We start from the raw sequence: 20,401 nt of genomic DNA on the forward strand, positions 1-20,401 counted from the left end.
GAACGCCATGAGCGAAACCCGCGAGATCGTCGTGACCTGTATGGAGAACCTGTTCGTGCACAAGGACATCGACGCCGCGAAAGCCGTACTGCACCCCGGCTTCGTCACCCACAGCCCCGGCCTACCCTCCGGCCGTGACGCGTTCGCCGAAGCCGTGGCGAACTCGCCGCTGATGGGCGGGACCACGACGATCGAGCACGTCGTCGCCGAGCACGACCTGGTCGCGGTGCACCTGCGCGTCCGGCTGCCGGGGAGCACCTACGCCGTCGTCGACATCCTGCGCGTCGAAGACGGCCTGCTCGTGGAGCACTGGGACGTCAAGGAAGCCCGCTAGCGCGTGATGACGCAGGTCCCCGACGCCGTCGCGAGCAGCTTGCCCTCGGCGTCGCGGATCTCGCCCTCGGCGAAGGCGATCCGCGAGCCCTCCTTCACGACGCGGCCGGTCGCGCGGATCTCGCCGCGGCCCGCGTGGATCGCGCGCAGGTAGCTGACCTTGAGCTCCACCGACGAGTAGCCGACGCCCGCCGGCAGCGTCGAGTGCACGGCGCAGCCGACCACCGAGTCCAGCATCGTGGCCGCGACGCCGCCGTGGACCATGCCGATCGGGTTGTACATCGACTCGTCCGGCTCCAGGACCGCGACGACCTCGCCGTGGCCGATGCTTTCCCAGCGCAGCCCGAAGTGCGCGGCGATCGGCGGGCCGGGGATGCGGCCCTCGGCGATGGCCGTCAGGTACTCGAAACCCGTCATCGTCAGGCCGAGCCGGGCCGTCGCCAGCGGGTCCTGCCAGGTGATCGTCTTCGAGCGGGTCTCGGCGGCGACATCGGTCATCTGGACTCCTCGGGCGAGCGGACTATGACAAGCGTCTTAATCCGACAGCGTCGTCCGAACCCCCCGGCAGCGTCAAGCGGCACGTGACCCAGGCCACCGGTGGTCCGCCCGGACCCCAGGTGGAATCATCCGGGGGTGAGCACCGACCCCGGCCGCAAGCTGATCGACCCGGAGCGGGTGGCCGCGGCGGCCGACGGGCTCGGCGACCGCGCCGTCATCGCCGAATGGGCCCAGCGCTTCTCCGTCGTCGCCGACCCCTCGCGGCTCGCGCTGCTCGTCTCGATCCACTACGCGCGTGAGATCAGCGTCACCGACCTGGCCGCGGTCACGGGCATGACGGACACGGCGGTTTCGCAGGCCCTGCGGCTGCTGCGGGCGCACGGGCTGGTCACCACGCAGCGCACCGGCCGGGTGGTGCGCTACCGGCTCGCCGACGCCACCGTGCACGAACTCATCCATCGGGTGCGACCGCACCCCGAAGAGCCCGCGAACCCCGGCGATGACCGGTAGCGTGCGGGCATGACGGGATTGCCGGAAACCATCACCGCGTGCCTTTTCGACCTCGACGGGGTGCTGACCGGAACTGCGGTTCTCCACCGTGAGGCCTGGAAACGGACATTCGACGAATATCTGCGCGCCCGCGACGGCGCCGGGTTCCAGGAGTTCACGGACAAGGACTACGCGACCTATGTGGACGGCCGCCCCCGCGCCGACGGGGTGCGTGAATTCCTGAGGTCGCGCGGGATCGAGCTGCCGGACGGCGACCCGGACGACGCGGTCGACGCCCCGACCGTCAACGGCGTGGGCAACCGCAAGAACGAGCTGGTGCTGAAGATCATCGACGAACGCGGCGTGAGCCCCTACCCCGGCTCGATCCGCTACCTCGAAGCGGTCAAGGCCGCCGGGCTCCGGATCGCCGTCGTGACGTCGTCGGCGAACGGCGCCAAGGTGCTCGACGCGGGTGACCTGAGCAAGTACGTCGAAGCCCGCGTCGACGGCCTCACCATCCGGGAGCAGCACCTCAAGGGCAAGCCCGCGCCGGACTCGTTCCTGGCCGGCGCCGAAGCCCTCGGGGTCAAGCCCGAACACGCCGCCGTGTTCGAGGACGCCCAGTCCGGCGTCCAGGCCGGCAAGGCGGGCGGGTTCGGGTACGTCGTCGGCGTCAACCGGGCCGACCAGGCCGAAGAACTGCGCGCGCGCGGCGCCGACGTCGTCGTCGACGACCTCGCCGAACTGCTGGAGGACTGAATGAGCGACGAACCACGCGGGTACGAGTGCTCGCCGTGGGAACTGCGGTGGCGCGGCATGGACGTCGACGCCCTGCAGCGCACCGAATCGGCGTTCGCGGTGTCGAACGGCCACATCGGGCTGCGCGGCACGCTCGAGGAAGCCGAGCCGCGCGGCCTGCCCGGCACCTACCTCAACGGCTTCTACGAGGAGCACGGGCTCCCGTACGCCGAGGCGGGCTACGGCTACCCCGAAGAGGGCCAGACCGTCGTCAACGTGACCGACGGCAAGATCATCCGGCTGCTGGTCGAGGACGAGCCGCTCGACATGCGCTACGGCGCGGCGACCGCGCACGACCGGGTGCTCGACTTCCGCCGCGGCACGCTGACCCGGACGACGGAGTGGTCCTCGCCCACCGGGCGCCGGGTCCGGGTGCGCACCGAGCGGATGGTGTCGTTCACCCAGCGCGCGATCGCCGCGATCCGCTACGAGGTCGAGCCGCTCGACGAGGACCTGCAGCTGGTCGTGCAGTCCGACCTGCTGGCCAACGAGCCGATCGAGTCCGACACCCGGGACCCGCGGGTGGCCGCGGCGCTGGAGTCGCCGCTGGTGGGCGAGTTCCACCGCGCCACCGACTACAACGCCGTGCTGGTGCACCAGACCCGCCGCTCCGGGCTGCGGATGGCCGCGGCGATGGACCACAAGATCGAGGTGGACGACGGGATCCGCGCCCGGATCCACTCCGAAGAGGACCTCGCGCGGCTCACCGTCGCGGTCGACGTCCCCAAGGGCGGGCGGCTGCGGATCACGAAGTTCCTCGCCTACGGCTGGTCGGCGAAGCGCTCGGTGCCGGCGCTGCGCTCGCAGGTCGAGGCCGCGCTGGCCGGGGCCCGGCAGACCACCTGGAAGGGCCTGCTCACCGAGCAGCGCGAGTTCCTGGACGAGTTCTGGGCCACCTCGGACATCGAGATCGACGGCGACCCCGAGCTGCAGCAGGCCGTCCGGTTCGCGCTGTTCCACCTGCTGCAGGCCGGTGCCCGCGGGGAAAGCCGCGCGGTCGCGGGCAAGGGCCTCACCGGCCCGGGTTACGACGGCCACGCGTTCTGGGACACCGAGTCGTTCGTGCTGCCGGTGCTCACCTACACGATGCCGGACGCCGCCCGCGACGCGCTGCGCTGGCGGCACTCCACAATGGACAAAGCCCGGGAACGGGCGCACCAGCTGGGCTTGCGCGGCGCGGCGTTCCCCTGGCGCTCGATCAACGGCGCCGAGTGCTCGGCCTACTGGCCGGCCGGCACGGCGGCGTTCCACGTCAGCGCGGACATCGCCGACGCCGTGCTGCGCTACCTCAACGCGACCGGCGACGAGGAGTTCGAGCGCGACTACGGCGTCGAGCTGCTGCTGGAAACCGCGCGGCTGTGGGCATCGCTCGGGCACCACGACCGGCACGGCGCGTTCCGCATCGACGGCGTCACCGGGCCGGACGAGTACTCGGCGGTGGCGGACAACAACGTCTACACGAACCTGATGGCGCGCCGGAACCTGCTGGCGGCCGCGGCGTCGTGCGAGCGGCACCCCGACATCGCGGCCCACTTCGAGGTCGACACCGTCGAGCTCGACACGTGGCGCGCCGCCGCCGCGGCGATGTACCTGCCCTACGACCAGGAACTCGGCGTGCACCCGCAGTCGGAGGGGTTCCTCGACCACGACGAGTGGGACTACGAGGGCACCGACATCGCGCACTACCCGCTGCTGCTGCACTTCCCGTACTTCGACCTCTACCGCAAGCAGGTCGTGAAGCAGGCGGACCTCGTGCTGGCGCTGCACATGTGCGGGGACTCGTTCAGCATGGAGGAGAAGGCGCGCAACTTCGCCTACTACGAGGCCCGCACGGTGCGGGACTCCTCGCTGTCGGCGGGCACGCAGGCCGTGGTGGCGGCCGAGGTGGGCCACCTGGAGCTGGCCTACGACTACCTCGCCGAGGCCGCGCTGACCGACCTGCACGACGTGCACAACAACGTCCGCAACGGCCTGCACATGGCGTCGCTGGCCGGGGCGTGGCAGGGCGCGGTGGCCGGGTTCGGCGGGCTGCGCGACCACGGCGGCGCGCTGGCGTTCGCGCCGCGGCTGCCGCCGCAGCTGGACCGGATCACCTTCCGGCTGATGTTCCGCGGCACGCGGTTCCAGGTCGAGATCGATCCCGACCAGGCCACCTACCACGTGCTGGCCGGCGAGCCGCTGCAGGTGCTGCACCACGGCGAGCGCGTCACGGTCACCGTCGAACCCCAGCGGTTCGCGATCCCGAAGATCGACGCGGGCGACCCGCCGCACCAGCCACCGGGCCGCGCTCCGATGCGGCGCGACACGTCGAAGCTGCGTCAGTTCGAGGAGCCGTCCAACCCGATCACCGCCGAAGGCCGCTGACCTCGCAAGCCCGTGAATGGCCCAGTGAGGGACTCTGAGTCCCTCACTGGGCCATTCACGGATCCGGGGACGTCACTGCGGGAGGTCGCTCACCGCGTCCCGGCCGGGTGGGTCCGGGATCTCCTCGGTGCCGGCCGGCTTGACGTCCGGGTCCGGCGTGGTGGGCACGTCGTGCGTCAGCTGCCCGGCCGTGGGCAGCTGGGGAAGCTCGTCGTCTTCGTCGTCCTTGCCGTGGGACCGCTGCGTTTGGCTCATACCTTCCGGGATACCCGGTTTTCCCGGCCACGACCAGGGGACGGCGGGATTCAGGCGACCTGCACCCGGCCGCGGCGGTGGCCCTTGGCGGCGTCGTCGCGCAGGGAGAGCAGCAGGCCGTCACGCGTGGACCAGGGGCAGATCGTCACCTGGCCGCCGGCGACGCTCAGCAGGGCCTCGGCCACGATCGCGCCCGCCAGGGCCTGGTGGGCGCGGTTGCGGGAGATGCCCGGCAGCTCGGCCCGCTTCGACGTCGGCATCGCGGCCAGCCGCGGGATGCAGGCGCGCAGGTCGTCGAGCCGCAGGTCGCGGGACTTGCCCGGCCGGGCGCCCGCGAGCCGTGCGAGCTGCTGCAGGACCTTCGAGCAGCCGACCGTGCGGTGGCCCGCGATGTCCGCGGCCCCCAGCACGGCGGTGGCCTGGTCCAGCGCGTACGCGCGCAGCGCCTTCACCTGCTTGCCCGAGACGCGCTCGGTCGGCAGCCAGTCGCGGGTCAGGGAGCGCGCGCCCATCGGCAGCGACTTAGCGAACGTCGCCTGCTCGCCGCAGCCCGCCGCGAGCTCCACCGTGCCGCCGCCGATGTCGAGGATCAGCAGCGGCCCGGCCTTCGGGCCGTACCAGCGGCGCGCGGCCAGGTAGGCCAGCTCGGCTTCGCGGCGGCCGGACAGGAACTGCAGCTCGACGCCGGTCTCGCCGGCGACGTGCCGGACGACGTCGGCGGAGTTGACCGCGTCGCGAATGGACGACGTCGCCAGTGGGTACACACTGCTGACACCGTGGCGGTAGGCGGTGGTCATGCCGGCCGCGACGGCGGCGGTCACCGAGGCGATACCGCGGGCGGTCAGCCGGCCGCGGGCGTCGAGCTCGCGGTCCAGGCGCAGGCGTGTCTGGTGGTTGAGCACCGGCGCGAGGGACGCGCCGGCGACCGGCACCACCACCAGCCGGGCGCTGAACGATCCGACGTCCAGCACGCCCACTGTGCCCGCTTCCGGCTCTTCGATTTTCCGCACAGCTCGGCGCACCTCACTTCCGCCTGGTGAATATCCCCAGTCCGACCGGTCGAAACCAGTTATTTTGGCGGATCTCCCCTCACGGTGCCGGACATTGACGCATTTTGCCGCTCTCAACGGGCCTTTCTGACGCGCGGATCACAGGCAGATAACCCAATCGAGTGAACCTCGCCACCACTGGACACGATTCGGTAACGCCACTCAGCGGATCGCGACTGTTGAGACATCGAACAGGTGTGGAGCAGGCGAACGTGAGCGAACGGCCCGAGCGGCGATCCGAGCTCGTGCGGCCGGCCGGCGTGGTGCTCGCCGTGGTGGCCGGGCTCGTCGGCGTCCTCGTCGGCGTCACCTTCGTGCTCACCCCGGACACCTCGCTGCCCGCCGGCGCCCCGGACCCGGGCCGCCCCGCCGCGGTGCCCGCCGGCGCCCCGCCGGCCGGGCTGCGGATCCCCGACCTGCACCAGACGCTCGACCACATCGTCGACCTCGGCCGGGCTGCCGGCGGCCGCCGCGAGCAGCCGGGCACGGCGTACGGCGTCGGCTGGTTCGCCGACGGTCCGGCGCCGGGCAGCCCGGGCGTCGCGGTGCTGTCCGGGCACTCCGCCTTCGGCTACGCGAACGGCGCGTTCGCCGGCCTCGGCACCCTGATGCCCGGCGCGGAGATCGTGGTGCGCGACGAAACCGGCCACGACGCCCGCTTCGCCGTCCGCCACACGGAGGTCTTCCCGCCCGACGAGCCGGACAGCACGCTCATCGCCCCGGAGGGCGCTGGGCCCGAGCTGCGCCTGATCACCAGCGACGGGATGTTCGACAGCGCCGGCGTCACCAGCCAGCGCGTCGCCGTCTACGCCGTGCCCAGCTGAGCACGCGGGGTCAGCCGATCAGCTCGCGCAGCTGCGACACCGCCGCCACCCGGCCCTCGCGGCCCGGCTGCAGCGGGTTGACGATCACCGTCGTCGCGCCCGCCTCGGCGAGCGCGGCCAGCCGCTCCTTCACGTAGCCCGCCGGGCCGACCAGGGAGATCGCGCGCAGCAGCTCCAGCGGGACCGCGGCCGCGGCCTCCTCCTTCTTGCCGTCGAGGTAGAGGTCCTGGATCAGCTTCGCCTCGGCCTCGTAGCCGTAGCGGCAGGCGAGGTCGTTGTAGAAGTTCTTGCCCCGCGCGCCCATTCCGCCGACGTAGAGGGCCACCACCGGGCGCACGTGGTCCAGCAGCGCCTCGACGTCGTCGCCGATCGCCAGCGCGACCGTGACGTAGGTGTCCAGCTCGCCCAGCGCCGGGTCGCGCTTCGCCTGGCCCTCGGCCAGGGACGCGCCCCAGACGTCGGCGGCCTTCTCCGGGTGGAAGAAGATCGGCTGCCAGCCCTCGGCGATCTCGGCCGTGAGCGCGACGTTCTTCGGCCCGATCGAGGCCAGCAGCACCGGGATCCGCTCCCGCACAGGGTGGTTGATCAGCTTGAGCGGCTTGCCGAGGCCGGAGCCCTGCTCGGGCGGCAGCGGGATCGTGTAGTGCTTGCCCTCGTGCACGACGCGCTCGCGGCGCCACACCTGGCGGCAGACCTCGACGATCTCGCGGGTGCGGCCCAGCGGCGCGTCGTACTTCACGCCGTGGAAGCCCTCGATGACCTGCGGGCCGGAGGCGCCGAGGCCGAGGATGAAGCGGCCGTCGGAGACGAAGTCGAGCCCGGCGGCGGTCATCGCGGTCAGGGTCGGCGTGCGCGTGTAGATCTGGAAGATGCCGGACGCGAGCTGCACGCGGTCGGTCTTCGCGGCGAGGTAGCCGAGCTGGCTGACGGCGTCGAAGGAGTACGCCTCCGGCACGAAGACGATGTCGAGGCCGGCCTTCTCCAGTTCGACGACGTCGGCGACGCTGTCGGCGAAGCCTCCGGAGTAGCTGACCGCGGTCCCGATCTTCATGGACGTCCTCCTGTGGTGAGCAAGCGCTTAGTGCGGATGTTACCGGCCGGTCAGCGTGCGGACCACCAGCTCCGCCGACGCGCCGGCCCCGAGCGTCGTGCCGGCGTACCGGACGTCGGCGCCGAGCGTGCCCGCCGGCGGGTCGTCCCGGACGGTGATCCACACCGTGACCATCAGCAGCCAGCGCACGATCAGGTAACCGAACAGCAGGACGCCGACGAGCGTGCCGAACGTCGCGACGGCCGGTGAGCGCCCCAGCAGGTGCAGGTAGAGGCCGCCGGCCTGCTGGATCGCGCCGAGCCCGACGGCGGCGGCCCCGGCCGGGCGCAGCGTCGAGCGCAGCGGCAGCGCCCGGCGCGGCAGCCGGGCGAGGCACCAGGCGATGACCAGCCAGTTCGCCGCCAGCCCGAGCAGGAGTGAACCCGCGACGAGCACGACGTGCGCGAAGCCGCCGGTCAGGCCGATCAGGTCGAGCAGCCACGCGCCGGCCGCACCGGTGAGCGACGCGAGGCCGAAGGAGACGGCCATCGCGATCCCGACCCCGGCGAGCGCCACGACGTCGGCGGCGATGCCGCGCAGCAGCGGCCGCGGGGTGCGTTCCTGGCCGAGCATCGCGGTGACGGCGTCACGGACGTTGCTGATCCAGCTCCAGCCCGAGTAGACCGCGACGGCCAGCGCGAGGATGCCGATCCGCCCGCGTTCGCCGACGACGGTGTGCACGACGTTCGTGACCTGCCCGCCGAGCTCGGGCGGCAGCGAGGCGGCGATGACCCGGTCCAGCTCGGCGGCCAGCAGCCGGTCGCCGGCCAGCACGAACCCGGCCACCGAGACGGCCACCATGATCAGCGGCACCAGCGCCAGGAGGCTGAAGAAGGTCATCGCGGCGGCGTAGTGGTCACCGTCGCGTTCCCGGTACCGCGCCAGGGTCGCCCCGGCCCGCCGGAACGGCCTGCTCACGACGGCCTTCACCGCTCCACGTTGCACGCGCCGACCCTCTCATCCGCCGGTGTCCCCCGCAGTCCGGACACCACTGCGGGGGAATCCTCACGGCCCAGGCCACACGTGCCCCAACCCGAATCTCGCTTCACCCGGCCCGTAACCCGCGTGATCCAGCCCGGATCTCGCGTGATCAGGCCCGTAACCCGCGTGATCGGGACCGTGACTCGCGAGTTCCGGGTTCGATCACGCGAGTCACGTCTCTGATCACGCGAGATCCGGGTTCGGACACGCGGGTGACGGGTCCGGGGTCAGGTGGGGACCACGGTGCCTCGGACCTCGCCGAAGCCGATGCGGGTGCCGTCCGGGCCGGGGGCCGTTGCGGTGATCGCGACTTCGTCGCCGTCCTCCAGGAAGGTGCGGGTGGTGCCGTCGGGCAGCTCGAACGGTTCGCGGCCGCCCCAGGACAGTTCCAGCAGCGAGCCCCGCTGGTGCGGCTCCGGGCCCGTCACCGTGCCGGACGCGTACAGGTCGCCCGTGCGCAGGCTCGCGCCGTTGACCGTCAGGTGGGCCAGTTGCTGCGCGGCGGTCCAGTACTGGGTGGCGAACGGCGGGCTCGACACCAGGTGGCCGTTGAGCCGGACCTCCATGGCCAGGTCCAGGCCCCACTTCTCGCCGGCGCGCAAGTATTCGAACGGCTCCGGCTCCTGCGGCGGGCCGGCGACGCGGGCGTGCTCCAGCGCGTCGAGCGGGACGATCCACGGCGACACCGACGTCGCGAACGACTTGGCCAGGAACGGGCCCAGCGGCTGGTACTCCCACGCCTGCAGGTCGCGGGCCGACCAGTCGTTGACCAGGCAGACGCCGAACACGTGCGCCGCGAAGTCCTCTGTGGACACCGGAGTGCCCAGAGTGGACGGGACGCCGACGACGAAGCCCACCTCCGCCTCGATGTCCAGCCGCTGCGACGGGCCGAACGACGGCGCTTCCGCGTTGCGCGGCTTGCGCTGCCCGTTGGGGCGGACGACCGGCGTGCCCGACGCGACCACCGTGCCGGCCCGGCCGTGGTAGCCGATCGGCAGGTGCTTCCAGTTCGGCGGCAGCTCCACCGCGTCGGGCCGGAAGATCTTGCCCGCGTTGAGCGCGTGGTGCTCGCTGGAGTAGAAGTCGACGTAGTCCGCGACCTCGATCGCGAGGTGCGTGGTCACCTCGGTCAGCGGCACCAGGTGCGGCCGCAGCTGATCGGCGTACCGCGGCTCGGTCAGCCACTCACGGATGCTCTCGCGCACCTCCCGCCACGTCGCCGGCCCGGCGGCCAGCAGCGGGTTCAGCACCCCGGACGTCAGCAGCGGCGCGAACGACGCCGCCGTCTCCGCCGCCGCGGCGGTCAGGTCCAGCACCCGGTCGCCGACCGGCACGCCGATCCGGCGCTGCGGCGCCCCGCCCACGGAGAACACGCCGTAGGGCAGGTTGTCCAAGCCGAACGGTGTGTCGTCGGCGAGTTCGAGCCAGGTCACGGTCACTCCTCGTCCCGGGCGGCGCGCGCGGCCACCCACTCGGCGACGGCGGTGGCGAGCACCGGCAGCGGGAGCGTCCCGTTGCCGAGCACGACGTCGTGGAACTCGCGGATGTCGAACGCCTCGCCCAGCGCCTGCTCGGCCTCGGCCCGCAGCCGCTGGATCTCCAGCCGCCCGACCATGTACCCGAGCGCCTGACCCGGGTTCGCGGCGTAGCGGTCGATCTCCGCCTCGATCTCGAGCTGAGCCATCGGCGTGTGCTCGACGAGGTAGTCGACGGCCTGCTGCCGGCTCCAGCCGAGCGCGTGCAGCCCGGTGTCGACGACCAGCCGGCCCGCCCGCATCGAGTCCTGGGTCAGCATGCCCAGCCGCGAGACGTCGTCGGAGTAGAGCCCCATCTCGTCCGCGAGCCGCTCGGCGTAGAGGCCCCAGCCCTCGGCGTACGCGTTGACGTGCGCGATGATCCGCAGCAACGGCAGCCCGGTGAGCTCCTGGGCGAGGCACAGCTGGAAGTGGTGCCCCGGCACGGCTTCGTGGAACGCGATCGCCTCGCTGGTGAACCGCGGGCGCTTCTCGGCCTCGTGGGTGTTGGCGTAGTAGACGCCCAGCCGGGTCCCGTCGAGCGACGGCTCCAGGTAGTACGCGATCGTGCCGCTCGTCGCCTCCGCCTCGGGTACCGGCGCGACGCCGCACTGCTGCGCCGGGACCCGCGAGAACCATTGCGGTGCCACGGCTTCCGCGCGCGTGATGGCCGTGCGCGCGCCTTCCAGCAGCTCCTCGCCGTCGCGCCAGCGCAGCGCGGGATCGGTCCGGATCCGGTCGAAGATCCCGGCCAGGTCCGTGGTGCCGAACAGTTTCCCGCCCAGCTCGCGGTACTCCCCCGCGAGCCGCTCGATCAGCGCCCGGCCGGTGTCGTGCAGGTCCTGCGCCGTGCGCTCTGTCGTCGTCTCCGCGCGGATCAGCGCCGCGTAGCGCTCGGCGCCGCCGGGCAGCTGCCCGATGCCCGCGGACGTCTCGGGCCGGGCCGCCGGCGTGACCTCGTCGGCCAGGAACGCGCGGTAACGCTCGTAACCCGGGCGGACGACCTCGGCGAGCAGCCGGTCGCGCTCGGCCTCGAAGCCGTCGAGCGCGTACGGCGGTGTCACCTTCAGCGGGTCCTTCTCCGGCGCGCCGAGATACCGCTCGACGTAGCCGATCCCGATGCGCACCAGGAACTCCGGCGGCACGAAGCCCTCGGCCACGGCGGCGCGCTGGCGCGCGATCAGCGCGTCGAGGTAGTCCCCGATGCCGGCGAGCCGGCTGAGGTAACCGCGCACCTTCGGCTCGTCGTCCAGCACCGTCTGCGGCAGGTAGAGCAGCAGTTCCAGGGCGGGCGCGGCGAGCCCGTCGCTGACCGCGACGTCGGACCGGCGGGAGTCGATCACGTCGATCTCGGTCTTCGCCTGCGAGACCACGACTTCCCGGGTGATCCGCGTGGCGGCCGGCAGCCCGGTGACGTCGAGCGCCTCGGCCCGCGCCGCGATGTCCGCGTACCGGGCCCGGAAGCGGGCCTCGGCTTCGGCGCTCTGGTCGGCCAGCTTGTCGTGGTGGCCGGGCAGGCCGAACACCGACGGGAAGACCGGCTGCCGCTCGAAGTTCACCGCGACCAGCTCGTCGGCGAGGCTGTCCGGGGTGTCCCCGGCGCCCGCCGCCACCCAGTCCGCGACGACCTTGGCGAGGGCCGTCAGCGGCAGCATCCCGTGGCCCAGTACGACTTCGTGGAACCCGCGGATGTCGAACCGCTCGCCCAGCGCCTGCTCGGCCTCCGCCCGCAGCCGCTGGATCTCCAGCCGCCCGACCATGTAGCCGAGCGCCTGCCCCGGCCACGCCGTGTAGCGGTCGACCTCGGCCTCGATCTCGAGGCGCGCCATCGGCGTGTGCTCGACGAGGAAGTCGATCGCCCGTTGCCGGCTCCAGCCCAGCGCGTGCAGCCCGGTGTCGACGACCAGCCGGCCCGCGCGCATCGAGTCCTGGGTCAGCATGCCGAAGCGCGAGACGTCGTCGGAGTACAGGCCCATCTCGTCCGCGAGCCGCTCGGTGTAGAGCCCCCAGCCCTCGGCGTAGGCGTTGAACATGCCGATCCGCCGCAGCAGCGGCAGCTCCCGCAGTTCCTGCGCCAGGCTGAGCTGGAAGTGGTGCCCCGGCACGGCTTCGTGGAACGCGATCGCCTCGCTGGTGAACCGCGGGCGCTTGTCCGCCTCGTACGTGTTCGCGTAGTACGTGCCCGGCCGGGACCCGTCGAGCGACGGCTGCAGGTAGTAGGCGATCGTGCCGCTCGCCGCGTCCGCCTCGGGGACCGGCGCGACCTCGCACTTCTCCGCCGGGACGCGCGAGAACCACTGCGGGGCCACGGCTTCCGCCCGGGCGATGGCGTCGCGGGCGCCGGCGAGCAGCTCGTCGCCGTCGCGCCAGCGCAGGGCCGGGTCGGTGCGCAGCCGCTCGAAGATCCCGGCGAGGTCGGTGGTGCCGAACACCTTCCCGCCCAGTTCGCGGTACTCCCCCGCGAGCTGCTCGATCAGCGCGAGGCCGGTGTCGTGCAGGTCCTGCGCGGTGCGCTCGGTCGTCGTCTCCGCGCGGATCATCGCGGCGTACCGCTCGGCGCCGCCCGGGACGTGCCCGATCCCCGGCGCCGTTTCGGGCCGCCCGGCCGGTTCGACCTCGGTGCGCAGGAAGTCGCGGTAGCGCGCGTACGCCGGGTGGACGACCTCGGCGAGCAACCGGTCGCGCTCGGCCTCGAAGCCGTCGACCGCCGCGGTCGTGTCCGCCTTCAACGGGTCGCCCTCCGGCGAACCGAGGTAGCGGTCGATGTACTCGACGCCGACCCGGGCGAGGTGGGCCGGCGGCACCAGGCCGTCGGCGAGGCTTTCCCGCTGCCGCTCGGTCAGCTCCGCGAGGAACGGCTCGATCGCGGCGAGCCGGGCGAGGTAGCCGCGCGCCTTCTTCTCGTCGTCCAGCTTGTAGAAGGGCAGTTGCATGAGCAGGCCCAGCGCGGGCGAGGTGAAGCCGGTGCTGACGGCGATGTCGGTCATCCGCGACGCGAGCCGATCGGCCTCGACCTCGGCGGAGGCGACGATGACCTCGCGCGTCACGGCCTCTTCCGGCGTCAGCTCCCCGGCCGGCAGGGCCCGGGCCCGCGCGGCGAGCGCGGTGTACGCCGCGCGGAAGTGTTCCTGGCCTTCCCGGGTCTGGTCGGCGAGCCGGTCGTGGTCTCCGGGCAGGCCGAGCACCGACGGGGCCAGCGGGTCGTGCTCGAACATCAGCGCGCCGAACTCGTCCGCCAGGCCGCCGACGGTGTCGCCGTGCCCGGCCACCCACTCGTCGACGACCGACGTGAGCACCGACAGCGGCAGTGCGCCGCCGGCCAGCACGACGTCGTGGAACGCGCGGATGTCGAACCGGGCGCCCAGCCGCCGCTCGGCGGCCGCGCGGATGCCCTGGATCTCCAGCCGCCCCACCATGTACGCCAGGGCCTGGCCCGGCCACGCGATGTAGCGGTCGACCTCGGCCTCGATCTCGACGCGCGCCATCGGCGTGTGCTCGACCAGGTAGTCGACGGCCTGCTGCCGGCTCCAGCCCAGCGCGTGCAGGCCGGTGTCGACGACCAGCCGGCCCGCGCGCATCGAGTCGCCGGCGAGCATGCCGAGCCGGGCGACGTCGTCGGAGTAGAGGCCCATCTCGTCGGCGAGCCGCTCGCTGTAGAGGCCCCAGCCCTCGGTGTAGGCCGTGAAGTCGCCGATGCGGCGCAGCAGCGGCAGGTCGGTCAGGCCGAGCGCGGTGCTGAGCTGGAAGTGGTGGCCGGGCACCGCTTCGTGGAACGCCGTCGTCTCCGCCGTGTGCCGGAGCCGCTCGGTGGCCTCGTAGGTGTTCGCGAAGTAGATGCCCGGCCGGGAGCCGTCGGTCGCCGGGTGGATGTAGTACGCCATGGGCGCGCCGGGCGCGGCGTCCTCCGGGACCGCCTCGACCGTCCACGGCTGCGGCGGGATCCGGCCGAACCACTTCGGCGCCTCGGCGTCGGCCCGGGTGATGGCCGCGCGGGCGGTCTCCAGCAGCTCTTCGCCGCTGGTCCAGCGCAACGCGGGGTCGGTGCGCAGGCGCTCGAAGATCTCGGCGAGGTCGCCGGTGCCGAACACCTTGGCGCCCAGCTCGCGGTACTCGACGGCGAGCGCGGCGATGATGTCCAGGCCGGTCTGGTGCAGCTCGGCCGGGGCGCGGTCGGTGGTGGTGTGGAGCCGGGCCTGCCGCGCGTAGATCTCCTCGCCGCGCGGCAGCCACGACACGCCGGGCCGGTCGTCCGGGCGGCCGTGCGGCGCCACCTCGGTGACCAGGAACTCGCGGTACCCGGCGAAGGCCGGGCGGACGACGTCGGCGAGCAGCTCGTCGCGCCGGCGCGCGAACTCCTCGTCCGGCGCGGGCTGGCGGCGCAGCGGGTCGGCGGCCGGGTCGGCGAGGTAGCGGTCCACGTGCGCGACGGCGGACTCGACCAGGCGGGCCACCGGGGTCAGGCCGTCGGCCAGGCCCTCGGTGTGCCGCCGGGCGGCCTGGCGCAGGAACTCGGGCACCGCGGCGAGCCGCCCCAGCTGGGCTTCGGCCGCCGCCCCCGCGGTCACGGAGGTCATCGGCAGCGCGGTGAGCAGCATGGCCGCCGGGCCGGTGAACATGTCGGTCACGGTGAACTCGGTCAGCCGGGAGTCGATCGCCGCGATCCGGTCTTCCGCCGAGGTGATCAGGACCTCACAGGTGACGCGGTCTTCGGCCGACAGCGCGGCCGGGTCCAGCGCGCGGGCGCGCTCGGCGAACTCCGCGAGCTGGGTGCGGTGGGCCCGTTCGGCCGCGGCCGTGACGTCCGGCAGCCCGGGCTCCGCCGGGCGCGTGCCCAGCAGCGCGGGCATCAGCGGATCGGCGTCGTACAGGGCTTCGACGAACTCGTCGGCGAGTTCGGTGACCGCGGTCATGGGCAGGACCCCCAGCGTCGATGGTGTGCTCGTTCGCGACCCTAACGGAGATCACCGACAGGAACGCGCGCTCGCCGCCCGGGGGCGGACGGCCTTCGACGCGACCGGACGGGCGAGGCGGTAGCGTGCACCGAGTGGCTGTGACCGATCCCGTGGATACCCGCCTGCTCGCCGCGCTCGCCGAGCTGGGCAAAGCGGCCGTGCACGAGCTCGCGGCCAAGGTCGGCATGGATCCCCGCGAAGTCGCCTACCGGCTGGTCGCGCTGTCCGGCAGCGGGCTGCCCCTGCTCGTCGGCGTCGAAAGCGACCCGAACGGGCTGCGCGCGGCCATCGCGGGGTCGCCGCCGTCGTGGGCGAACCGGCCGCCCGGCTCGCAGCAGTTCCCGGCCCAGGCCCCGCCGTCGCAGCCGATGCCACCGCCGCACGCGCAAGGGGTGCCCTCGGGCCCGTACAACGTCCAAGGCGCGCCTTCAGGACCGTACAACGTCCAGGGCACGCCCTCGGGGCCGTACAACGTCCAGGGCACGCCGTCCGGGCGCTACCCCGGCCCGCCGCCCCGGCCGCCACAGCAGCAACAGCAGTTCGCCCCGCCGCCCCCGGCGCGGCCCGACCCCGTGGTGAGCACGTGGGGCGTGCCGCAGACGGCGTCGTGGGCCCGCGGCGACGAGCCCGCGCGCCCGGCCGGCGCGCCCGGCGGCAAGAAGGGCCGGCTCGGCGAGGTCATGGAGACCCAGGGCCTGGAGGGCGAGCAGCTGACGGTGCAGCTGCTCGAGGTCCAGGACCCGGCGGACTTCCTGTTCGGCGCGGCCGGCTACCGCCTGGAGGAGGGCGAGCGCTCGGTGGTCGTGCACACGGAGATCACCAATCGCGGCGCGATCCCGTTCGCGTCCCTGCCGGACAACTACCTCGAGCTGCTCACCGTCGACGGCAAGACGATCGGCAAGGCCCCGGTCTCGCTGACCTCCCGGCCGCCGCACAAGATCGGCGTCAAACCGGGCGAAACCCTGGGCGGCCACACGGTGTACGTCCTGCCGGACACGACCCGGGTGGTCGCGGTCCGCTGGAGCCCGCGCCCGGAACCGGACGAACGCACCGTGATCTGGTCGATCGAGGACTAATAGCTCTCGTCCTGCAGGATCTTCAGCGCGTTCGCCAGGTCGTCCGGGTACTCCGACTCGAACTGGACCCAGCGGCCGTCCGCCGGGTGGGCGAAGCCGAGCGTCTTGGCGTGCAGCCACTGGCGGTTCAGCCCCAGCTTGCGGGCCAGCACCGGGTCCGCGCCGTAGGTCAGGTCGCCGACGCACGGGTGCTTCAACGCCGAGAAGTGGACGCGGATCTGGTGCGTCCGCCCGGTTTCGAGCTTGATGTGCGCCAAGGACGCGGCGCGGAACGCCTCGACGACCTCGTAGTGCGTCACGCTCGGGCGGCCGCCCTGGACCACCGCGAACTTGTAGTCGTGGCGGGGGTGGCGGTCGATCGGGGCGTCGATCGTGCCGCGCGTCGGGTCCGGGTGACCCTGGACGATCGCGTGGTAGCCCTTGTCGACCGTGCGTTCCTTGAACGCGCGCTTCAGCACGGTGTACGCGTGCTCGCTCTTGGCCACCACCATCACGCCGGTCGTGCCCGCGTCGAGCCGGTGCACGACGCCCTGGCGCTCGGCCGCGCCGGACGTCGCGATGCGCAGGCCCGCCGCGGCGAGGCCGCCGACCACCGTCGGGCCGGTCCAGCCCGGGCTCGGGTGCACGGCGACGCCGACCGGCTTCGAGATCACCACGATGTCGTCGTCGTCGTGCAGGATCTGCATGCCTTCGACCGGCGCGGCGACGATCTCCACCGGGTTCGCCGGCTCCGGCAGCGTGACCTCCAGCAGCCCGCCCGCGGCCAGCCGGTCCGACTTGCCCGCCGGGTGGCCGTCCAGCAGCACGTCCCCGGACTCGGCCAGCTCGGCGACGACCGTGCGGGACAGCCCGAGCATCTTGGCGAGGCCGGCGTCGACCCGCATCCCGTCGAGCCCGTCGGGCACCGGGAGCATCCGCGAGCTCACGCCTGGTCCTCCTGCTTGGTTTCCCCGGCCGGCTCGGCCTGCTTCTTGTCTTTGGGCTTGTCCTTGGTCGACGTGCCGTCGTAGTCCTTGCCCAGCAGGGACAGCAGCACGATCAGCGCGCCGCCGACGCAGATCGCCGAGTCGGCGATGTTGAAGATCGCGAAGCCCTTGCCGTTCGGGGCGAACGCCGAGATGAAGTCGACGACGTGGCCCTGCAGCCCGCCGGGCGCGCGGAAGATCCGGTCGGTGAGGTTGCCCAGCGCGCCGGCCAGCACCAGCCCGAGGCCGATCGCCCAGCCGATCGAGCGCAGCCGCCGCGAGATCCAGATGATCGCGATGACGACGGCGAGCGCGACCAGCGCCAGCACCCACGTCATGCCGGTGGCCATCGAGAACGCGGCACCCGGGTTGCGGATCACCTGCAGATAGATCAGGCCGCCGAGGATCCGGACCGGCTCCTTGCCCTCCAGGTTGGCGGTGACCAGGTTCTTCGTGATCAGGTCGATCGCCCAGAGCACCACCGCGACGGCGAACACCCAGCCCACCCGGCGCTTCGGCAACGTCGCCGCCGTCGCCGCCGGGGTTTCCGGCGTCTCCCGGACGGGCTCGGGCACCGCCTCGGCGGTGGCGTCGGTGTCGGGTTCTCCAGCGCTGGACTCGGTGCTCACCGGTCCATTGTCCACGCCTGGTCAGGGTGCCCCGGCGGCAGTGTCGCGGGGACGCCGCAGGAGGACCGCGAACGCGGCGGCGAACAGCACCCCCGCCGCGCTCAGCGCCCCGGTCACCGGCGTCGAGAACACCAGGCTGACCAGCGCGAACACCAAAGCCACGGCCACCAGGAACCCGCTGCGCTCGTACGCCGCCAGCACCAGCAGCCCCAGCGCCGCCACGAGCGCGCCCCGGACGTCGCCGGCCAGCCGCAGCTCCAGCGCGCCCACCAGGTCGAGCAGCGGGACGGCCGCCAGCGCGCCCAGGGTGCCGAGCACGAAGCGGACGGGCCGGGGCGGCGTGCCGGCGCCTCGCAGGCTCAGCCAGTACCAGCCCGCGACGACGAGGACCACGCAGGCGAGGGCGGCGAGCCAGCCGAGCACCGCCGGGGGCACCACGTCGACCGCGGTGGACCAGCCGCCGTCGGGGAGGCCGGTGCCGCCGACCCCGCCGGTCCCGAGCCCGTGCAGCTCCTGGGTCATCGGGTAGCCGCGCAGGTTCACGAACTCGCCGGTCGCCGGCACCGCCGGCACCAGCGCGACGACCGCCATCACGAGCTGGGCGAACCCCAGCGCGGCCAGCGGGAACCAGAAACGCCGTCCCTCCCCCATCGGGGCAGGATAGCGGCGAACGCCCCGGCCACGAGCACGGTCGCGGAGATCAGCACGCCCGGCAGGTCCGCGATCACCACGGCCACCGCGAGGACCAGCGGACTGCGTTCGTACCAGGCGGCCAGCGCGAGCCCGAGCGTCGCCAGGAGGGGGCCGCGGGTGGCCGCGTCGAGACCGAACCGGCTGAACAGCAGCAGGTCCAGCACCGGGACGGCGAGGATGACGGCGACGATCGACATCACCACCGTCCTCGCGCGCAGCCCGCCCGCCACGGCGTAGGAGACCACCATGGCGAGGAACGCCGCGATGAGTGCGTACTGCCACGCCGGACCGGCGCCGCCGGTGTAGGCCACGACGGTGTCATCGAGGCTGAGGAACCGGGCCTTGGTGCCGTAACCGTCGATCGACAAGCCGAACAGGCCCACGTAGCCGGCGGTCGCCGGCGGCAACCGCGCCGTCAGTTCCGCGGTGACGGCCGACCGGTGGAACAGTTCGGCCGTCACCAGGACCAGTTCCGCGAAACCCAGCAACGCCAACGGAATCCACTGCCGCCCCATCGGCCCAGGCTAGCGCTCAGCAGAACGGCGGCAGTTCCCGCGGGTCGCCGACCGGGGCCCAGCGGCCGCCCGCATTGGTGTACCCCCAGCGCGCGCCGCGGGCGACGATCTGGCGCAGCGCCAGCAGCACCCGATCCACGTGTTCCTCGGTGCTGCCCAGGCCGAGGCTGACGCGCACCGCCTGCTGCCCTTCGCCGCCGGTGACGCCGATCAGGCGCTTGGCCGCGATGTGGGCGCAGAAGGCGCCGTCGCGGACGCCGATGCCGTACTCCGCCGAGAGAACCGCCGCGAGCCAGCCGGGGTCGAAGCCGGCGACGACGAAGCTGACCGTGCCGACGCGGTCGACCGGCGCGTCGAACAGCCGCAGCTCGGAGCAGCCTGGGATGCCCTCGAGGCCCTTGCGCAGCCGGACGAGCAGGGCCTGCTCGTGCGCTTCGACGGCGGCCCAGTTCCGGCTCAGGGTTTCGCAGGCGACGCCGAGCGCGTACACGCCGACGGTGTTGGGCGAACCGGCTTCGTGCCGCTCCGGGCCGGTGTTCCAGACGACGGCGTCCTCGGTGACGAGCTTGGTCGCGCCGCCGCCGGCGAGGTAGGGCCGGGCGGCGCGCAGCCAGTCGGCGCGGCCGATCAGCGCGCCCGCGCCGAAGGGCGCGTACAGCTTGTGGCCGGAGAGGGCGACGTAGTCGACGTCCAAGTCCTGCATGGCGATCCTGCGGTGCGGCGCCAGCTGGGCGGCGTCGAGGGCGATGCGGGCGCCGTGCCGGCGGGCCACCGCGGCGATCTCCGCCACCGGGAGCAGCTCACCGGTCACATTGGACGCTCCGGTGACGACGACCAAACGCGGCCCCTGCGGGGATTCCGCGAGGGCTTCGTCCACAGCGGACACCGCCGCGAGCCGGGTGCGCGGGGTCGGCAGGCGCCGGACGTTCGGGCCCTGCCACGGCAGCAGCGCGGCGTGGTGCTCGGTGTCGAACACGATCACCGCGGTGCGCGGCGGGAGGCTGCGGGCGAGCAGGTTGAAGGAGTCGGTGGTGTTGCGGGTGAACACGACCGTGTCGGTCCGGCGCGCGCCGACGAAGCTGCGCAGCGTGGCCCGGGTGCGCTCGTAGAGCTTGGTCGAGACCTGCGAGGCGAAGCCCGCGCCGCGGTGGACGCTCGCGTACCAGGGCAGGAACTCGTCGACGGCCACGCGGACGGCGTCGAGACAGGGCGCGCTGGCCGCGTGGTCGAGATTGGCGTAGCCGATGTCTCCGCCGGTGACGAGCGGAACTCGCAGCGAGGCACCAGCGACCGTGGGGATACCTTGGGACGCAAGGGAATCCTGGGTCTGTGTGCTGGTGCGGTCGATGGCGAGAGTCATCGTTGGCCTCCTCGGC

The 20,401-nt window shown here is 72.9% G+C and carries 18 protein-coding genes; 6 read left to right on the forward strand and 12 right to left on the reverse strand.

Annotated elements, in window-relative coordinates; all coding sequences use genetic code 11:
• The first annotated feature begins 7 nt into the window (after nt 1-7).
• Nucleotides 8-334 (forward strand): nuclear transport factor 2 family protein, encoded by a 327-nt coding sequence (locus tag ACLJQZ_RS10030; protein WP_410619748.1) that lies wholly within the window; start codon nt 8-10, stop codon nt 332-334.
• Here the strand turns inward: ACLJQZ_RS10030 and ACLJQZ_RS10035 are convergent.
• A complete protein-coding gene (locus ACLJQZ_RS10035) occupies nt 331-831 on the reverse strand; it encodes a PaaI family thioesterase (protein ID WP_410619749.1) in 501 nt (166 codons plus the stop codon). The two genes, ACLJQZ_RS10030 and ACLJQZ_RS10035, sit on opposite strands and share 4 nt — an antisense overlap.
• A 135-nt stretch (nt 832-966) precedes the next feature.
• Between ACLJQZ_RS10035 and ACLJQZ_RS10040 the strand changes: the two genes are divergently transcribed.
• The 3 genes from ACLJQZ_RS10040 to ACLJQZ_RS10050 are packed head-to-tail and all read left to right on the forward strand — an operon-like array spanning nt 967 to nt 4,482.
• Complete coding sequence (locus ACLJQZ_RS10040) at nt 967-1,341, forward strand: ArsR/SmtB family transcription factor (RefSeq protein ID WP_247054496.1); 375 nt, start codon at nt 967-969, stop codon at nt 1,339-1,341.
• 9 nt (nt 1,342-1,350) lie between these two features.
• Nucleotides 1,351-2,079, forward strand: coding sequence for an HAD family hydrolase (locus ACLJQZ_RS10045; protein WP_410619750.1), 729 nt, complete (start codon nt 1,351-1,353; stop codon nt 2,077-2,079).
• Nucleotides 2,080-4,482, forward strand: a complete 2,403-nt coding sequence (locus ACLJQZ_RS10050) for a glycoside hydrolase family 65 protein (RefSeq protein WP_410619751.1) — start codon at nt 2,080-2,082, stop codon at nt 4,480-4,482. It begins immediately after the preceding gene.
• Nucleotides 4,483-4,554: 72 nt separating this feature from the next.
• On the opposite strand, the gene ACLJQZ_RS10055 is transcribed toward ACLJQZ_RS10050, so the two are convergent.
• Both ACLJQZ_RS10055 and ACLJQZ_RS10060 read right to left on the reverse strand, forming a co-directional pair.
• A complete protein-coding gene (locus tag ACLJQZ_RS10055; protein WP_410619752.1) occupies nt 4,555-4,737 on the reverse strand; it encodes a hypothetical protein in 183 nt (60 codons plus the stop codon).
• A gap of 50 nt (nt 4,738-4,787) precedes the next feature.
• On the reverse strand, nt 4,788-5,747 hold the full coding sequence (locus ACLJQZ_RS10060; protein ID WP_410619753.1) for a Ppx/GppA phosphatase family protein: 960 nt from the start codon (nt 5,745-5,747) through the stop codon (nt 4,788-4,790).
• Nucleotides 5,748-5,998: 251 nt separating this feature from the next.
• Between ACLJQZ_RS10060 and ACLJQZ_RS10065 the strand changes: the two genes are divergently transcribed.
• A complete protein-coding gene (locus ACLJQZ_RS10065; protein WP_410619754.1) occupies nt 5,999-6,610 on the forward strand; it encodes a class F sortase in 612 nt (203 codons plus the stop codon).
• Nucleotides 6,611-6,620: 10 nt separating this feature from the next.
• On the opposite strand, the gene ACLJQZ_RS10070 is transcribed toward ACLJQZ_RS10065, so the two are convergent.
• The 4 genes from ACLJQZ_RS10070 to ACLJQZ_RS10085 form a co-directional block, all read right to left on the reverse strand.
• The gene (locus tag ACLJQZ_RS10070; protein WP_410619755.1) at nt 6,621-7,661 is read right to left on the reverse strand and encodes an LLM class F420-dependent oxidoreductase; all 1,041 of its coding nucleotides are present in this window, start codon (nt 7,659-7,661) and stop codon (nt 6,621-6,623) included.
• 39 nt (nt 7,662-7,700) lie between these two features.
• Nucleotides 7,701-8,630: a YihY/virulence factor BrkB family protein gene (locus ACLJQZ_RS10075; RefSeq protein WP_326951417.1), complete on the reverse strand. Its 930-nt coding sequence runs from the start codon at nt 8,628-8,630 to the stop codon at nt 7,701-7,703.
• Nucleotides 8,631-8,908: 278 nt separating this feature from the next.
• Nucleotides 8,909-10,120, reverse strand: coding sequence for a fumarylacetoacetase (fahA, locus tag ACLJQZ_RS10080; RefSeq protein WP_410619756.1), 1,212 nt, complete (start codon nt 10,118-10,120; stop codon nt 8,909-8,911).
• Complete coding sequence (locus tag ACLJQZ_RS10085; RefSeq protein WP_410619757.1) at nt 10,117-15,105, reverse strand: DUF885 domain-containing protein; 4,989 nt, start codon at nt 15,103-15,105, stop codon at nt 10,117-10,119. The genes fahA and ACLJQZ_RS10085 overlap by 4 nt, the downstream gene beginning before the upstream one ends.
• Nucleotides 15,106-15,239: 134 nt before the next feature.
• On the opposite strand from ACLJQZ_RS10085, the gene ACLJQZ_RS10090 reads away from it, so the two are divergent.
• Nucleotides 15,240-16,223: an AsnC family protein gene (locus tag ACLJQZ_RS10090; protein ID WP_410619758.1), complete on the forward strand. Its 984-nt coding sequence runs from the start codon at nt 15,240-15,242 to the stop codon at nt 16,221-16,223.
• On the opposite strand, the gene ACLJQZ_RS10095 is transcribed toward ACLJQZ_RS10090, so the two are convergent.
• From ACLJQZ_RS10095 to ACLJQZ_RS10115, 5 genes are all read right to left on the reverse strand, one after another.
• Entirely contained in the window at nt 16,220-17,149 is a 930-nt protein-coding gene (locus tag ACLJQZ_RS10095; protein ID WP_410619759.1) for an RluA family pseudouridine synthase, read from the reverse strand. The two genes, ACLJQZ_RS10090 and ACLJQZ_RS10095, sit on opposite strands and share 4 nt — an antisense overlap.
• The gene (lspA, locus tag ACLJQZ_RS10100) at nt 17,146-17,763 is read right to left on the reverse strand and encodes a signal peptidase II (RefSeq protein WP_410620001.1); all 618 of its coding nucleotides are present in this window, start codon (nt 17,761-17,763) and stop codon (nt 17,146-17,148) included. Before lspA ends, ACLJQZ_RS10095 begins: the two co-directional genes overlap by 4 nt.
• Nucleotides 17,764-17,838: 75 nt before the next feature.
• Nucleotides 17,839-18,468 (reverse strand): hypothetical protein, encoded by a 630-nt coding sequence (locus ACLJQZ_RS10105; protein ID WP_410619760.1) that lies wholly within the window; start codon nt 18,466-18,468, stop codon nt 17,839-17,841.
• Complete coding sequence (locus tag ACLJQZ_RS10110; RefSeq protein ID WP_410619761.1) at nt 18,408-19,025, reverse strand: hypothetical protein; 618 nt, start codon at nt 19,023-19,025, stop codon at nt 18,408-18,410. Before ACLJQZ_RS10110 ends, ACLJQZ_RS10105 begins: the two co-directional genes overlap by 61 nt.
• A 16-nt stretch (nt 19,026-19,041) precedes the next feature.
• The gene (locus ACLJQZ_RS10115; RefSeq protein WP_410619762.1) at nt 19,042-20,385 is read right to left on the reverse strand and encodes an aminotransferase class V-fold PLP-dependent enzyme; all 1,344 of its coding nucleotides are present in this window, start codon (nt 20,383-20,385) and stop codon (nt 19,042-19,044) included.
• Nucleotides 20,386-20,401 lie beyond the last annotated feature (16 nt).

Source organism: Amycolatopsis sp. cmx-8-4, assembly GCF_046548675.1.
Classification (GTDB): Bacteria; Actinomycetota; Actinomycetes; order Mycobacteriales; family Pseudonocardiaceae; genus Amycolatopsis.

Coding starts and splice junctions, on each gene's coding strand:
- ACLJQZ_RS10035 (WP_410619749.1), bottom strand. CDS start 831: ATGACCGATGTCGCCGCCGAGACCCGCTCGAAGACGATCACCTGGCAG.
- ACLJQZ_RS10045 (WP_410619750.1), top strand. CDS start 1,351: ATGACGGGATTGCCGGAAACCATCACCGCGTGCCTTTTCGACCTCGAC.
- ACLJQZ_RS10030 (WP_410619748.1), top strand. CDS start 8: ATGAGCGAAACCCGCGAGATCGTCGTGACCTGTATGGAGAACCTGTTC.
- ACLJQZ_RS10050 (WP_410619751.1), top strand. CDS start 2,080: ATGAGCGACGAACCACGCGGGTACGAGTGCTCGCCGTGGGAACTGCGG.
- ACLJQZ_RS10115 (WP_410619762.1), bottom strand. CDS start 20,385: ATGACTCTCGCCATCGACCGCACCAGCACACAGACCCAGGATTCCCTT.
- ACLJQZ_RS10070 (WP_410619755.1), bottom strand. CDS start 7,661: ATGAAGATCGGGACCGCGGTCAGCTACTCCGGAGGCTTCGCCGACAGC.
- ACLJQZ_RS10055 (WP_410619752.1), bottom strand. CDS start 4,737: ATGAGCCAAACGCAGCGGTCCCACGGCAAGGACGACGAAGACGACGAG.
- ACLJQZ_RS10085 (WP_410619757.1), bottom strand. CDS start 15,105: ATGACCGCGGTCACCGAACTCGCCGACGAGTTCGTCGAAGCCCTGTAC.
- ACLJQZ_RS10105 (WP_410619760.1), bottom strand. CDS start 18,468: ATGGGGGAGGGACGGCGTTTCTGGTTCCCGCTGGCCGCGCTGGGGTTC.
- ACLJQZ_RS10110 (WP_410619761.1), bottom strand. CDS start 19,025: ATGGGGCGGCAGTGGATTCCGTTGGCGTTGCTGGGTTTCGCGGAACTG.